12 protein-coding genes are annotated in these 14,155 nt (G+C 66.0%); 2 read left to right on the forward strand and 10 right to left on the reverse strand.

The window, feature by feature from the left end; all coding sequences use genetic code 11:
• Nucleotides 1-52: 52 nt before the first annotated feature.
• The 5 genes from rfbB to ACFFDA_RS19490 all read right to left on the reverse strand — a co-directional run bounded on the left by rfbB (nucleotide 53) and on the right by ACFFDA_RS19490 (nucleotide 4,886).
• Nucleotides 53-1,120, reverse strand: a complete 1,068-nt coding sequence (rfbB, locus tag ACFFDA_RS19470) for a dTDP-glucose 4,6-dehydratase (protein WP_404482420.1) — start codon at nucleotides 1,118-1,120, stop codon at nucleotides 53-55.
• Entirely contained in the window at nucleotides 1,113-1,970 is an 858-nt protein-coding gene (gene rfbD / locus ACFFDA_RS19475) for a dTDP-4-dehydrorhamnose reductase (protein ID WP_404482421.1), read from the reverse strand. Before rfbD ends, rfbB begins: the two co-directional genes overlap by 8 nt.
• The gene (rfbC, locus tag ACFFDA_RS19480; RefSeq protein WP_404482422.1) at nucleotides 1,967-2,512 is read right to left on the reverse strand and encodes a dTDP-4-dehydrorhamnose 3,5-epimerase; all 546 of its coding nucleotides are present in this window, start codon (nucleotides 2,510-2,512) and stop codon (nucleotides 1,967-1,969) included. The genes rfbD and rfbC overlap by 4 nt, the downstream gene beginning before the upstream one ends.
• Nucleotides 2,509-3,411, reverse strand: coding sequence for a glucose-1-phosphate thymidylyltransferase RfbA (gene rfbA / locus ACFFDA_RS19485; protein WP_404482423.1), 903 nt, complete (start codon nucleotides 3,409-3,411; stop codon nucleotides 2,509-2,511). The genes rfbC and rfbA overlap by 4 nt, the downstream gene beginning before the upstream one ends.
• A gap of 314 nt (nucleotides 3,412-3,725) precedes the next feature.
• Nucleotides 3,726-4,886: an N-acetyltransferase gene (locus tag ACFFDA_RS19490; protein ID WP_404482424.1), complete on the reverse strand. Its 1,161-nt coding sequence runs from the start codon at nucleotides 4,884-4,886 to the stop codon at nucleotides 3,726-3,728.
• A gap of 163 nt (nucleotides 4,887-5,049) precedes the next feature.
• Here ACFFDA_RS19490 and ACFFDA_RS19495 point away from each other — a divergent pair, with 163 nt between their 5' ends.
• Entirely contained in the window at nucleotides 5,050-6,144 is a 1,095-nt protein-coding gene (locus tag ACFFDA_RS19495) for a fatty acid desaturase family protein (protein WP_404482425.1), read from the forward strand.
• Between the two features lie 177 nt (nucleotides 6,145-6,321).
• Here the strand turns inward: ACFFDA_RS19495 and lptG are convergent, their stop codons facing one another.
• The 5 genes from lptG to ACFFDA_RS19520 all read right to left on the reverse strand — a co-directional run bounded on the left by lptG (nucleotide 6,322) and on the right by ACFFDA_RS19520 (nucleotide 12,629).
• Nucleotides 6,322-7,419 carry an LPS export ABC transporter permease LptG gene (lptG, locus tag ACFFDA_RS19500; protein WP_404482426.1) on the reverse strand — a complete coding sequence of 366 codons (1,098 nt, stop codon included), beginning with the start codon at nucleotides 7,417-7,419 and terminating at the stop codon, nucleotides 6,322-6,324.
• Nucleotide 7,420: 1 nt separating this feature from the next.
• Nucleotides 7,421-8,647 (reverse strand): LPS export ABC transporter permease LptF, encoded by a 1,227-nt coding sequence (gene lptF / locus ACFFDA_RS19505; RefSeq protein WP_404482427.1) that lies wholly within the window; start codon nucleotides 8,645-8,647, stop codon nucleotides 7,421-7,423.
• A 196-nt stretch (nucleotides 8,648-8,843) separates the two neighbouring features.
• Nucleotides 8,844-9,185: an ATP-dependent Clp protease adapter ClpS gene (gene clpS, locus ACFFDA_RS19510; protein WP_404482795.1), complete on the reverse strand. Its 342-nt coding sequence runs from the start codon at nucleotides 9,183-9,185 to the stop codon at nucleotides 8,844-8,846.
• Nucleotides 9,186-9,443: 258 nt separating this feature from the next.
• Entirely contained in the window at nucleotides 9,444-10,502 is a 1,059-nt protein-coding gene (locus ACFFDA_RS19515; protein ID WP_404482428.1) for a phasin family protein, read from the reverse strand.
• A 255-nt stretch (nucleotides 10,503-10,757) separates the two neighbouring features.
• A complete protein-coding gene (locus ACFFDA_RS19520) occupies nucleotides 10,758-12,629 on the reverse strand; it encodes a PHA/PHB synthase family protein (protein ID WP_404482429.1) in 1,872 nt (623 codons plus the stop codon).
• Nucleotides 12,630-12,823: 194 nt separating this feature from the next.
• Here ACFFDA_RS19520 and ACFFDA_RS19525 point away from each other — a divergent pair, with 194 nt between their 5' ends.
• Entirely contained in the window at nucleotides 12,824-14,023 is a 1,200-nt protein-coding gene (locus tag ACFFDA_RS19525; protein WP_404482430.1) for an LL-diaminopimelate aminotransferase, read from the forward strand.
• The last annotated feature ends 132 nt before the right edge of the window (nucleotides 14,024-14,155 follow it).

Consider the following 14,155-nt stretch of genomic DNA (forward strand, 5'->3'; position numbering starts at 1 on the left):
CTGCTGAACGTCGGGAAGGGAAAAAGCCGACCGGGCCCGGTCGGTGCGGGCATCAGCGCGAGAGCGCGGCCCGCTCGAGCAGCGGCAGCCACCAGTCCTCGCGGGAGAGGAACCAGGCGAGCGTCTCGGCGAAGCCCTGCGGAAAGTCGCGCGCCGGGGCATAGCCCAGTTCGCCGCGCGCCTTGGTCTCGTCGATGGCGTAGCGGCGGTCGTGGCCCATGCGGTCGGTCACGAAGGTCTTCAGCTCGGCGCTCTTGCGGCCCTGCGCCGCCGGGGCGTTGGGGAAGCGCTGCGCCAGCGAGGGGTCGGCCGCGAAGGCGTTGTCGACCGCGATGCAGATCTCCTCGATGACGGTCAGGTTCGGCAGTTCCTGGCCGCCGCCGATGTTGTAGACCTCGCCCGGCTTGCCCTTGCGCAGGCAGGCCTCGATGCCGCGGCAGTGGTCCTCGACGTGCAGCCAGTCGCGCACGTTCATGCCGTCGCCGTAGATCGGCAGCGCCTTGCCGTTCAGCGCATTGAGCGTGAACAGCGGGATGAGCTTCTCGGGAAACTGGAACGGACCGTAGTTGTTCGAGCAGTTGCTCGTCGTCGTCTCCAGCCCGTACGTGTGGTGGTAGGCGCGCACCAGGTGGTCGCTGCCCGCCTTCGAGGCCGAGTAGGGCGAGTTGGGCGCATAGGCCGTGGTCTCGCTGAAGGCGGGATCGTTCGGGCCGAGCGAGCCGTAGACCTCGTCGGTGGAGACGTGGTGGAAGCGGTGCGGCTTGCCGTCGCCGTCGAGCCAGGCCTTCTTGGCCGCCTTGAGCAGGCTGTGCGTGCCGATGACGTTGGTGGTCACGAAGGCATCCGGCCCGGTGATCGATCGGTCGACGTGGCTTTCCGCCGCGAAGTGGACGATCGTGTCGATCTCGTGGTCGGCGATCAGCGAGGAGACCAGGTCGGTGTCGCAGATGTCGCCTTCGACGAGGAGGACGTCGTCCAGCCCGTCGAGGTTGTGCTTGTTGCCGGCATAAGTGAGCAGGTCGAGGACGACGATCTTGTCCTCGGGCGCCACCTTGCTGCGATAATGGACGAAGTTGGCGCCGATGAAGCCCGCGCCGCCGGTGACGATCAGATTAGCCATGGGTCTTGATCTCAGCAATCATCTTACGAAGGTTGGCGCGCCAGTGCGGCGTGGGGCCGCCCAGGATCGCGAAGGTCGACGTCTTGTCGAGCACCGAGTAGTGCGGACGGGTCGCCGGCGTGGGATAGTCGGACGCGTTGATCGGGATGACCGGGACGGCCTTGTCCAGCAGGCCCGCCGCAAGGCCTTCCTCCTGGATCGCCACCGCGAAGTCGTACCAGCTGCAGGCACCCGCGTCGGTATAGTGATGGAGGCCACAGACGCCCTGCCCGGCCATCGTCCACAGCGCCGCGGCAAGGCCGGGCGCGTACGTGGGGGTGCCGACCTGGTCCGCCACGACGCGCACTTCGGGGCGCTCGCCCATGAGGCGCAGCATGGTCCGCACGAAGTTGCCGCCGGTGGGCGCATAGACCCAGGCCGTGCGCACGATCAGCGCATCCTCGCCGGCCAGCTCCTCGCCGGCCAGCTTGGTGCGGCCGTAGACGCCGAGCGGCGCGGTGGGTGCGTCAGGGCGGTAGGGCACGCCCGAAAGTCCGTCGAACACGAAGTCGGTCGAGACGTGGACGAAGCGCGCGCCGACGTCGCGGGCGGCGGCGGCGAGGTTGCCCACCGCGAGCGCGTTGACCGCGTGGGCGGCCTCCTCGTCGCTCTCGGCCTTGTCCACCGCGGTATAGGCGGCGGCGTTGAAGATCACGTCCGGCCGCACCTCGCGCGCCACCGCGAGGACGGCGGCGGGATCGGTGATGTCGAGCGTGTCGATGTCATGGCTGACGATCTCGGCATCGGCCGGGGCAGTCGCCGCCAGCCCCCTGCCGAGCTGTCCCTTGCCGCCCACGATCAGGACCTTCATGCGAAAGGCTCCACTTCGCTCAGCGGCTTGCCGACCTTGTCCTTGGCGGAAAGCTGCGGCTCGATGCCTTCGAGCGGCCATTCGATGCCGACCTCGGGATCGTTCCACATCAGCGAATGCTCGTTGGCGGGGGTGTAGAAGGCGGTGCACTTGTAGAGGAAGTCGGTGCCGTCCTCGAGGCTGACGAAGCCGTGCGCGAAGCCGGGCGGAACCCAGAACAGGCGCTTGTTCTCGGCCGAAAGCTCGACCCCTGCCCACTTGCCGTAGGTCGCGGAACCGGCGCGCAGGTCGACCGCGACGTCCCAGGCCCGGCCGGCGGTGACGCGCACCAGCTTGCCCTGCGGATTGGGCTGCTGGTAGTGCAGCCCGCGCAGCACGCCCTTGGCCGAACGGCTGTGGTTGTCCTGCACGAAGTCCAGGTCCAGGCCGATGTCGGCGAAGAGCTGGCGGTTCCAGCTTTCCATGAAGAACCCGCGATCGTCGCCGAACACGCGCGGTTCGATGATGACGAGGCCCTCGATGTCGGTCGGGACGATGTTCACGCACCCACTCCCGCATCCAGGAACGCGTCGCGGTTGTGCAGCAGGTTCAGCAGGTAAGCGCCGTAGCCGCTCTTCACCAGCGGCGCGGCGATCTTCTCGAGCTGGCCGTCGTCGATGAAGCCCTGGCGCCAGGCGATTTCCTCGGGGCAGGCGATCTTGAGGCCCTGGCGCTCCTCGATGATCCGCACGTAGTTGGCCGCGTCGAGCAGCGAGCCGTGCGTGCCGGTGTCGAGCCAGGCATAGCCGCGGCCCATGATCTCGACCGAGAGGTCCCCGCGCTCGAGGTAGAGGCGGTTGAGGTCGGTGATCTCCAGCTCGCCGCGCGGGCTGGGCTTGAGGTTGCGGGCCAGCTCGACGGCCTCGTTGTCGTAGAAGTAGAGCCCGGTCACGGCGTAGTTCGACTTGGGGACCTCGGGCTTTTCCTCGATCGTCTCGGCGCGCCCCTGCGCATCGAACGAGACGACGCCATAGGCCTTAGGATCGCTGACGTAGTAGCCGAACACGGTCGCGCCCCTGTCGCGCGCGCCGGCGTTCGCCAGCAGGTCGGGCAGGCCGTGGCCGTAGAAGATGTTGTCGCCCAGGATCAGCGCCGAAGGGTTGTCGCCCACGAAGTCCGCACCGATGTGGTAGGCCTGCGCCAGGCCCGCCGGTTCGGGCTGGACGGCATAGTGCAGCTCGACGCCGAAGCTGGACCCGTCGCCCAGAACGCTCTTGAAGGCGGCCTGGTCGTGCGGCGTGGTGATGATCAGTATTTCCCGGATGCCGGCCAGCATGAGCACCGACAGGGGATAGTAGATCATCGGCTTGTCGTAGACGGGCATCAGCTGCTTCGAAACGCCTCGCGTCAGCGGGTAAAGGCGAGTCCCGGACCCTCCGGCAAGAATGATACCTTTTCTCAACTTCAACCCCTCTTTTGAGAACTGCCGAATTCTTGCAAGAAATTCAGTGGACCCCCAGGCACGAATTTGGAACGCTGCACTGACGCCGTTGCGGACAAGTCAATACAGCGTTCCCGAACCCCTAGGCCCAAGGCCTTGCGCATCTCATCGAAATCGTAATGGACCAAATTTGGACGTAATCCGGAATATCACTTAGCTCCTCATCGGAGAATTCATGCTGCAATGCAATAGGCCATGCGTCCGGTCGGCGCGTGGCCCGTGCGTCCCGTCCGGACGGTGGCGCCGAGCGCCGAACGGACTGCCCGCAGCCGGCCTCAGAGCACCTTGTCGTAGATCGCATACTCCCGATTGACCTTGCTGTTGATGGCATCGGCGATCGCCACCATTCCCTGGTTGTCCTCGAGAACCCAGCCGATCTCGGCGCGCCTGGTGCCGAACCGCGACACGGCGGCACGGCGGATGTACTCGATCATCATGAAGGCAAGCTGGCTGGCGAGGCGCGAGGACTGCAGCGACTTGCGCACGCCCATCAGCGGCACGCGCATGTCGGCCGGGCTCGGCTTGCGCAGCCACAGCAGCAGCTTGAGCAGGCCGATGATCGACGGCTTTCCGTTGCGCCCGTTCACCCGCATCTGGATGCCGTTGAGATCGGGCAGCGTCATCATGAACGCGACCGGCTCGCCGTCGTACTCGGCGATGTGGATGAGGTCGGGATGCACCAGCGGCTTGAGCGCCTTGCCGGTATAGGCGATCTCCTCCGGAGTGAACGGCACGAAGCCCCAGTTGTCCGACCAAGCGTCGTTGAGAATCTCGCAGATGATCGCGGCATCGCGGTCGAAGTGCTTGAGTTCCGCCTTGCGGATGCGGATGCGCGCGTTCTTCTCGCCCGAGGCGACGATGCGCTGGATCAGCGGCGGGAACTCGGTCCGCACGTCGAGATCGTACGTGTGGAGCGTCTTGACCAATCCGTAGCCGGCCCCTTCGATCCAGCCCTGGTAGGCGGCATTGTGGTGCGCCATCATCACCATCGGCGGGTGATCGTGGCCCTTCACCTGGATACCGGGCTCCTCCCAGACCGAAAGGTTCATCGGCGCGACCACCCGGGTCATGCCCTGCGCGCGCAGCCAGTCCTCGGCCGTGGCGATGAGCGCGCGGGCGGTCTCCTCGTCCTCGGCCTCGATCGCGCCCCAGTTGCCGGTACCCGGGCCCATGCCCTGCTCGACCGGCTGTTTCAGCGCCAGTTCATCGATCTGCGCCGATATGCGCCCGACGACCCGGCCATCGCGCCGCGCCAGGAACAACTGGACCCTGGCGTGCTCGAAATAGGGGTTCTTGCCTGGCGTGAACTTGGATATCTCTTCCGAGCGCAAGTTGGGCACCCAGTTTTGATCTGGCGCATTGAGCCGATACGCCAGGTCGACGAAAGCGGCGCGATCGGCCTTGCTGGATGCGGGAGTGATCTCTAGTTCGGCCATGGCCACGATGCTGCCTTTGTTTCGGCTTAGGAAAGGATGTGGGCGCGACGTGCTGCGCTGAACGGCACCTTGTCAACCCACTACCCGGCCGGGCCGCGCGGCGACTCGCGGCAAACCCGTTCCCGGCCCGTTTTTATCCGGACGACTTTGGAAATATCGAACGATGAATGCCCCGAAAGCGATCGACCTGCCCCAGCCCAGCCCGCGCGACACCGCGCCGGCGGTTACGTGGCATTCGCAAATGCCGGACGACAAGGCGATGCTGCGCGCCGCCGTCGAACTGACGCGCGACATCGCGACCGCCCGCCCCGGCCTCTACTGGGCCGACATGCTGGGCAGCGCCGTGGTCGGCTACGGCGCCCTCGCCGGCGCGATCCTGGTCGGCAACCCCCTGGTCGCCCTGCTGCTCGGCCTGTTCGCATCGCTGGTGCTCTACCGGGCCCTGCTGTTCATCCACGAGCTGGCCCACATCCACAAGGATGCCCTGCCCGGCTTCCGCTTCGGCTGGAACCTGCTCGTCGGCATCCCGATGCTCATCCCCTCGTTCATGTACGAGGGCGTCCATACCCAGCACCACGCGCGCACCCGCTACGGCACGATCGAGGACCCCGAGTACCTGCCCCTGGCGCTGATGAAGCCGTGGAGCCTGCCGGTCTTCGCGCTCACCGCGATCCTGCTGCCGCCGGCGCTGCTGGTCCGCTCCGCGATCCTGGTGCCGCTGGGAGCCGTGATCCCGCCGCTGCGTACGCTCGTGTGGGAGCGCGCCTCGGCCCTCGCGATCAACCCGCAGTACCGCCGCCGCAAGCCGGAGGGCGACTTTGCCCGGATGGTGTCCTGGCAGGAACTGGGTTGCTCGGCCTGGGCGCTGTCGGTCGTCGCCGCCAGCGCGGCCTGGGGCTGGCGACCGCTGGTGATCGCGCTCTGCGTGGTCTCGCTCACCGCCTTCCTCAACCAGGTGCGCACCCTCGTCGCCCACTTGTGGGAGAACGACGGCGAGGCGATGACGGTCACCGCGCAGTACCTCGATTCGGTGAACGTGCCGCCGCCGGCGCTGTTCTCGGGCCTGTGGGCGCCGGTGGGTCTGCGCTACCACGCGCTGCACCACCTGCTGCCCTCGATGCCCTACCACTCGCTGGCCGAGGCCCACCGCCGCCTCAGCGACCACCTGGGCGAGACCTCCACCTACCGCAAGGCCAGCTACCCCGGCCTGACCCCGCTACTGGGTCGCCTGGCCCGCAGCACTATGAAGGTGCGCTAAGGTTCGGAAGAGGAAGGGAAGGAATTTTCACGCAGGGGCGCGGAGGGCCGTTGCGCCGCGCCGCCGGCGGTTTCCTTTTCCCATCGACCGCTGCGGAAGCCGCTCGGTACGTTGGAAAAGGGGGCTTCGCCCCGAAGCGCGAAACCTGTCAGATTCGCGAGCCGAAGCCCGGCCGGCTCATTCCTCGGTGCGGATCAGCACCGTCTCGCCGATCAGGGCGAACAGCAAGAACGGCGCCCAGGCGGCGATGAAGGGCGGGTAGCCGCCGAAGTTCCCCATCGCCAAAGCCGCGTTGTCGAACACGAAATAGGCGAAGCCCAGCGCCATCCCGATCACCGCGCGAATCAGCAGTGCGCCCGAGCGGGCGAGCCCGAAGGCTGCGACCGCGCCCAGCAACGGCATCAGCGCCGAGGACAGCGGTCCCGACAGCTTGTGCCACCACGCTGCGTCGAGGTCGGTGGTGCGCCGCCCGGCCTCGTGCACCGCCTGGATCGAGCCGGCGAGCGTGACGATGTCCTGCGCGTCGGCATCGACCTTGGAGATGTAGATCTTGGCCGGCGTGATCCCCGGCGCGACGGTGGCCGAGGCGAGCCGCGTGGTCGTGGTTCCGGCGACGTCGAAGCGGACCGGGCGCTCCATTTGCCAGCCCGGATTGCGGAACGTGGCCCGGTCGGCGCGCAACTGCTCGACGATCATGTCGTTGGCGTCGCGGCGATAGAAGGTGACGCCGTTGAGCGTCAGGGCGTTGCCCTCACCGGTGAGCGACTGGGCCAGCAGCAGGTCCTTGCCGTCCGCCAGGTAGAGGTTCGCCTTGGGGCCCGTCGCCTTGGGGATCGGGCCATAGTCGACCGCCTCCCAGGCCGCGAGCTGCGCGGTGGCACGCGTCACCACGCGCTCGTTGAAGGCGAAGCTGATGCCGGAGATCACCAGCGCGGTCAGGATCAGCGGCGCCAGAACCTGATGCGCCGACAGCCCCGAAGCCTTCATCGAGATGACTTCGCTGTTCTGGTTGAGCGTCGCCAGCGTGATGATCGTCGCCAGCAGCACCGAGTAGGGCAGGAACCGCGCCACGAGCTGCGGCGCGCGCAAGGTCACGTAGTAGAGCAGCTGCATCTGCCCGTTGCCGGGATGGGCGAGGATGTCGCCGCTCTCGCCCAGGAGGTCGAGGACCTGGAGCACCAGCACCAGCATGACCAGTACCGCGAGAATGCGGGTGACGAACAGGCGCGCGAGATAGATCGTCAGCGTGCGCGAGGGAAAGAACTCGAAACTCATGTCAGGTCTGTTCCGCCGGCACGGGCAGGATCGGGCCGCGCCGGTTGCGGCGCAGCAGCGACTTTATGCGTTTCATGATCTTGCTCGACGCCGTCTCCAGCCAGCCGAGCGGCTGACCGCCGGGCACGTAGGCGACGCGCCAGTACATCCACAGGATCATCGCGGCGAAGGCCAGGAAAGGCCCCCACAGGCCCAGGATCGGGTTGATCTTGCCGAGCGAGGCGACGTCGTTCGCGTACTGGTTGACCTTGTGATAGGCCACCACCATCACGATCGAGACGAACAGGCCGAGCGCAGAAGTCGATCGCTTGGGAGGGATCGCCAGCGCCACAGCGAGCAGCGGCAGCAGCAGCATCATCACCACTTCGACCATGCGGTAGCTGAAGTTCGCCTGGCTGGAGACGCGCTCCTCGGGGGTGGCGTCCTTGTTCCAGCCCAGCTTCATCAGCTCGGGCAGCAGATACTCGCGCTCCTGGCCGCCGCGCTGGCGGAACTTCTCGATCGCCGGAAGTTCGATCGGCAGGTCGTGGCGGGTGAAGGAGAGGACGCGCGGCATCTTGCCGGGCATGTCCTGGATGATCTGGCCCTGCTGCAGCCGCAGGATGATCGTGTCCGGCTGGTCCTTGAGCGCCAGGAAGCGTCCCTCGCGCGCGGAGATCGACAGGACCTGGCCCTTCTGGTTGGCGACGCGGGCGAAGATGCCCATCAGCCGCTGGCCATTGTCCTGGCTCTCGTCGATGCGCAGCGCGATGCGGTCCTTGAGCGCGGTGAACTCGCCCACCTTGATCGAGGCGCCCAGCGCACCCGACTTCAGTTCGTAGTTCAGTTCCTCGTAGTAGTAGCGCGAGAGCGGCTGGAGGTAGCCGACGATGGCGAAGTTGCACACCACCAGCACCAGGGTGATGATGTAGGGCACCCGCAGCATCCGCGTGTAGCTCAGGCCCACCGCGCGCATCACGTCGAGTTCGCTGCTGGTGGCGAGCTTGCGGAAGGCGAGCAGGATGCCCAGCATCAGCCCCAGCGGGATCGCGAGGCTGGCATATTCGGGCAGCATGTTGGCGAGCATCTTGAAGACGACGCCGATCGGGCCGCCTTCGGTCGCGACGAAATCGAACAGCCGCAGCATCTTGTCCATGACGAGCAGCGACGCGGCGAGCAGGAAGATGCCGAACATCGGCATCAGCACGAGGCGCAGGATGTAACGGTCGATGGCGTTGATGAATTTCAACTAGAGCACTTTCCGACCGGCGTCACTGAACGTCCCTCCCGGCCCTTAACGGCTCGGAGCCACAAGGGCAAAGCGATTTGTGGCGAGACGGACAAGTCGCTCCGTCCTCCCCCGCATGGCCCGCGAACGCTCCGCCGGGCGAGGCGTACAACGTCGATCCCTGGCGAAGGTTTCCGCGGGAAATGAAGGCGACGGGTCAGGCCTTTTCCAGGGTGCACTGGAGCGGGTGCTGGTTCTGCCGGGCGAAATCCATCACCTGGTTCACCTTGGTCTCGGCGATCTCGTAAGGGAAGATGCCGCAAACGCCGACGCCCTTCTGGTGGACGTGGAGCATCACCCGCGTGGCCTGTTCGAGGTCCATGTTGAAGAAGCGCTTGAGGACCATCACCACGAATTCCATCGGGGTGTAGTCGTCGTTAAGCATCAGTACCTTGAACTGGCTGGGTTTCTTGGGCTTGGCACGGGTCTTGGTGGCAATGCCGATCTGATGATCGTCGCCACCGCCCTGGCCTGGGTCATCCTTGTCGGGCCCGCCCATGACCTTGTCTGGCCCGCCCATGACGTCCGGCCCGGACAGGACATCCGCCCCGCATACGGAAACGCCCCCGGCAGCAGCGGTCCATGCGGGCACGCTCGGGGGAAGCAGGAGGTCGGAATCGGCGATCGGGGGAATCATGATGGCCAGAATATCGTACCGGGGCACCTTATAACAAGATGCCCCGGTCCACATTCTCGGATTTGGCGCACCGATGGTCGGAAGAATCGCTTCAACCGACCGATCGGAAGGCCTCGCTGGTCAGAGCGAGACCGAGCGCGCCTTTTCGAGGGCGATGCTCATGCGGCCCGAGATCGGGGCGAACGAGTCGCCGAAGAGCTTGAGCAGCGCTTCGCTGTTCTTCGAGCTGTAGGCCACTGCGGTGTCGAAGTTCTTGCGCACCAGGTCGCCCTGGAGCTTGAAGAAATCGGTCGGCGACTTGGTAGCCGCGAGTTCCTTGATGTCACCGGTCATGGTCTCGAAAGCGGTGCGGCCTTCGGCAACGAATTCCGAACCGAGGCCCTGGACGCCTTCGGCCAGGATCTTGCTCGACTCGACGACGGCTTCGACGTTGCCCTTGGTGAACTCGGTGACTTCGCCGAGCACGCTGGTGCCCTTTTCGAAGGCGGCCTTTGCCTTGGCCTGGGTCTGGGTAATCGCGTCCTGAATACCGGCGAAGTTGGTGCTCATATTCGTTTCCTCGAGTATGAAGTTGGTGAGTAGTCCTGCGAAGACGGGCTTGGTAGGTGCGGTCTTTGGCGCCGCTTTGGGAATGGCCGCCTTCGGGACAGTGAGCGGCGCGATCGCGCTCTTCACGTCCTTGGCAACCTCGATGACCGGCTTGGTCGGAGCGACTTTCGCCGGAACAACTGTTTCGACCGGCTTCGCCTGAGCGACAGGCGGGGTCTTGATCTTGGGCTTGGGGCCAGGCTTGGCCTTGACCTTCGCGGCCACCTTGGCAACCGGGGCAGCGACGACGGGAGCCTTGGCAACCGGCTTCGCTGCCGGGGCAGCGACCTTGGCCGGCGCGTCCACCTTGGCGGCCGGCGCGTCCACCTTGGCCTCGACCTTCGCAGGCGCAGCTGCGACCGGGGCCGGCTTGGCGACCGGTTGGGGCGCCACGGCCTTTGGTGCCGGTGCAGCCTCGGCCTTCGTGTCTGCGGACTTGGATTCCACAGACTTGGCTTCGACCGGCTTGCTCGGCGCGATTACCGGAGCCTTGGGCTTGACGTCGGGGGCGGCCGAAACATCGGCTGCTACAGCCGGCTTGGGCGCCGCTTCGGGAGCGGATTTGTCCTTCGGGTCTTCATTGTCGGCCATGTTTATTTATCCAGCCTTGGTGAAAACTTGAAATCACCGAACCCTCGAGCCCGGAACGGGTGCGATCCACGAGTCGCACTACTCTTTGTTGCAATGCAAAATAGGTTTTTGCGAAAGCGAAGTCAACAGGGTTATGCTGCACTGCACAAATATGTTGCGACGCAGCAATCATCCGGGAATCTTCAAGCCCAGGCAGCTTAGCGCACGGCGTGTTTCAACCGTGTGTCAGTACGGCCCGACCCGGCGGGCGGCATGTCAGCGCTCGGAGACGTAGCGCCCCGGAGCGTCCTCGATCACGCGATCGCCACGCCCACCCGGCTTGCGCTTGCCGCGTGCCGCTACTTCCTCCGAATCGCGCTCGCGCAGCCAGTCGGCCCAGTGCGGCCACCAGCTTCCCGGATGCTCCTGCGCACCCGCGACGAAATCGTCCAGCGTCTCGGAGCGCCCTTCCGCCGTCCAGTACTGGTACTTGCCCGAGGATGGTGGATTGACGACGCCAGCGATGTGCCCGGAACCCGCCAGCAGGAAGGTCCAGGGCCCTGCCAGGTAGCGGGTGAGCTTCCACACGCTGGCCGGCGGGGCGATGTGATCCTCGCGCCCGGCCTGGATGTAGGCCGGCGTGGTTATGCGGTGCAGGTCGATCGGCGCCCCGCAGGCGGACAGCGAATCGGCCACGACCAGCCGGTTGTCGCGATAGAGGTCGCGCAGGTAGTCGAGGTGCCAGCGCGCCGGCAGGTTGGTGACGTCGCCGTTCCAGTGGAGCAGGTCGAAGGCGGGATAGTCCTCGCCCTTGAGATAGTTCTTCTCGACGTAGCTCCAGATCAGGTCGTTGCCGCGCAGGATGTTGAAGCTGGCCGCCAGGTAGCGCCCGTCGAGATAGCCGTCCGGCGAGAGCCGCCCGACCGTCTCGATCTGCTGGTCGTCGATGAAGTTCTTGAGGTCGCCCGCATGCTCGAAATCGACTTGCGCGGTGAAGAAGGTTGCGCTGGCGACCTTGTCACCCTGCCCCTTGCGCGCCAGCACCGCCAGCGTCGCGGCCAGCGTGGTGCCCGCCACGCAATAGCCGATGGCATGGACCGAAGGCACCCCCAGCCGCTCGCGCACGACGTCGATCGCCTCGATCTGGCCGGCGATGTAGTCGTCCCACGCGAGGTCCGCCATCGAGGCGTCGGCCGACTTCCACGAAACCATGAAGACGGTGATTCCCTGCTCCACCGCCCAGCGCACGAAGCTCTTCTTGGCGTTGAGGTCGAGAATGTAGAAGCGGTTGATCCATGGTGGGAAGATCAGCAGCGGGGTCTTGAGCACCTTGTCGGTCGTCGGCGTGTACTGGATCAACTGGTAGAGCGGCGTCTCGAACACGACCTTGCCGGGCGTCACCGCGATGTTCTCGCCCAGCACGAAGGCGCCCGGCCGGGTGTGGGTGAGCTGCCCCTTGCGCATGTCGTCGAGCAGGTTCTCGAAACCGCGCACCAGGCTTTCGCCGCGAGTCTCGGCGGCCTTGCCCAGCGCCACCGGATTGGTCAGCGGGAAGTTGGCGGGGCTGAGCGCGTCGACCACCGTGCGGGTCGCGAAGCGCAGCTGGGCCTTGCGCGCCGGCTCCAGTCCCTCGACCGCGTCGGCCATCCCGATGATGTGCTCGCCGAGCATCAGGTAGGCCTGGTGGAGGAAGGCGAAGAACGGCTGGCGGCGCCATTCGGGATCGGCGAAGCGGCGATCCTTGCGCGGAAGCTCGGGCTCCCCGGCGGCATCCGCGGCGCGTTTGCCGGCATCGGGTCCCAGGCCATACTGCCCGAACACCGCGGTGGCGAGCGCCAGACCCTCGTTCCAGAGATTCTGCTGTACTTCCGGGTTGGCGAAGGGGAGCTGGCGCATCACCGCCTCGCCGGTGGCGATCCATCGGGCCGGATCGGCGAAATGCGGCGGCTTGTCCGAACCGGCCTTGCCCAGTTGCTCGACCTGGAACTCGGTCCAGATCGAGTGCAGGCGGCCCGCGATCTCGGCCCACTGCACCGTGGCCGCGGCCTCGGGCGTCCCCTCTGCCGGCACCATCCGGCCGAACAGGGTGGCGAGGCCCTCGGCCTGGCTGCGCACGACATTGCTAAGAAGATCGGCGTCGGTCGCCATGGGCACTCGCTCTCCTAGTTGTCCAACCCCGGGTTTGGCCCCGGGGACGTTTCCTGTCGAGCCCCCTTGAGAGCCTGCGCGCAGGACAAATCCCGTAATGATCTTCGCAACGATCGCCCATTTGCGCCACGGACGGAATACCCTACAGGGACCGGGCGGCGATCCTGCCGCTACGCATATGGATAATAGAGGTCATGGAAGACGAGTTCTACCGCATCAAGCGACTGCCGCCCTACGTCATCGCCGAAGTGAACGCGATGAGGCACGCAGCCCGCCAGGCCGGTAAGGACATCATCGACCTCGGCATGGGCAACCCCGACCTGCCGCCGCCCCAGCACGTCCTCGACAAGCTGTGCGAAGTGGCCCAGAAGCCCGGCGCGCACGGCTATTCGCAGTCCAAGGGCATCCCCGGATTGCGCCGCGCCCAGGCGAACTACTACGCCAACCGTTTCAACGTGGAACTCGACCCCGAGAGCGAGGTCGTCGTCACGATGGGCTCGAAGGAGGGCCTCGCCAGCCTTGCCACCGCGATCACCGCACCCGGCGACGTCGTGCTCGCGCCCAACCCCAGCTACCCGATCCACACCTTCGGCTTCATCATCGCCGGCGCGACGATCCGCTCGGTGCCGACGACTCCGGACGAGAACTACTGGCGCTCGCTCGACCGGGCGATGGCCTTCACGGTGCCGCGCCCGTCGATCCTGATCGTCAACTACCCGTCGAATCCCACGGCCGAGACCGTCGACCTCGCGTTCTACGAGCGCCTCGTCGCCTGGGCCAAGGAGAACAAGGTCTGGATCCTGTCCGACCTCGCCTATTCGGAACTCTACTTCGACGGCAATCCGACCCGCTCGATCCTCGAGGTGCCCGGCGCCAAGGACGTCGCGGTGGAATTCACCTCGATGAGCAAGACCTATTCGATGGCCGGCTGGCGCATCGGCTTCGCGGTGGGCAACCAGAAGCTGATCGCGGCGCTCACCCGCGTGAAGTCCTACCTCGACTACGGTGCGTTCACGCCGATCCAGGCCGCCGCCTGCGCCGCGCTCAATGGACCGCAGGACATCGTCGAGCGCAACCGCCAGCTCTACCAGAAGCGGCGCGACGTGATGGTCGAGGCGTTCGGTCGCGCCGGCTGGGACATCCCCTCGCCCAAGGCCTCGATGTTCGCATGGGCCCCCCTGCCCCCCGCACTCAAGGAGATGGGCAGCCTGGAGTTCTCCAAGCAGCTTCTCACCCACGCCGACGTCGCGGTCGCCCCCGGTGTGGGCTACGGCGAGGACGGCGAAGGCTTCGTGAGAATCGCCATGGTCGAGAACGAGCAGCGCCTGCGCCAGGCGGCCCGCAACGTGAAACGATATCTCACGTCGATGGGCGTCAATACGCCGGCATCCTGAAGCACCGACAGGGAGATTTTGCCGTATATCGGCCGATACCAAGGGTAAACGCCCAAGTAAGGCTGTAAGAATATACGTGTTGTCCCCTGGGGTGAATTACCGCCATTCTTGCCCCCTATCGCATTGGAAACG

It is taken from the genome of Novosphingobium sp. BL-52-GroH, assembly GCF_044813085.1.
Classification (GTDB): Bacteria; Pseudomonadota; Alphaproteobacteria; order Sphingomonadales; family Sphingomonadaceae; genus Novosphingobium.

What these genes read in the sequence shown, in the direction of transcription:
- clpS (WP_404482795.1), bottom strand. Translation starts at nt 9,185, where the DNA reads ATGGGCGGGCCCGACAAGGATGACCCAGGCCAGGGCGGTGGCGACGAT.
- ACFFDA_RS19495 (WP_404482425.1), top strand. Translation starts at nt 5,050, where the DNA reads ATGAATGCCCCGAAAGCGATCGACCTGCCCCAGCCCAGCCCGCGCGAC.
- rfbD (WP_404482421.1), bottom strand. Translation starts at nt 1,970, where the DNA reads ATGAAGGTCCTGATCGTGGGCGGCAAGGGACAGCTCGGCAGGGGGCTG.
- ACFFDA_RS19525 (WP_404482430.1), top strand. Translation starts at nt 12,824, where the DNA reads ATGGAAGACGAGTTCTACCGCATCAAGCGACTGCCGCCCTACGTCATC.
- ACFFDA_RS19520 (WP_404482429.1), bottom strand. Translation starts at nt 12,629, where the DNA reads ATGGCGACCGACGCCGATCTTCTTAGCAATGTCGTGCGCAGCCAGGCC.
- ACFFDA_RS19515 (WP_404482428.1), bottom strand. Translation starts at nt 10,502, where the DNA reads ATGGCCGACAATGAAGACCCGAAGGACAAATCCGCTCCCGAAGCGGCG.
- lptG (WP_404482426.1), bottom strand. Translation starts at nt 7,419, where the DNA reads ATGAGTTTCGAGTTCTTTCCCTCGCGCACGCTGACGATCTATCTCGCG.
- rfbB (WP_404482420.1), bottom strand. Translation starts at nt 1,120, where the DNA reads ATGGCTAATCTGATCGTCACCGGCGGCGCGGGCTTCATCGGCGCCAAC.
- ACFFDA_RS19490 (WP_404482424.1), bottom strand. Translation starts at nt 4,886, where the DNA reads ATGGCCGAACTAGAGATCACTCCCGCATCCAGCAAGGCCGATCGCGCC.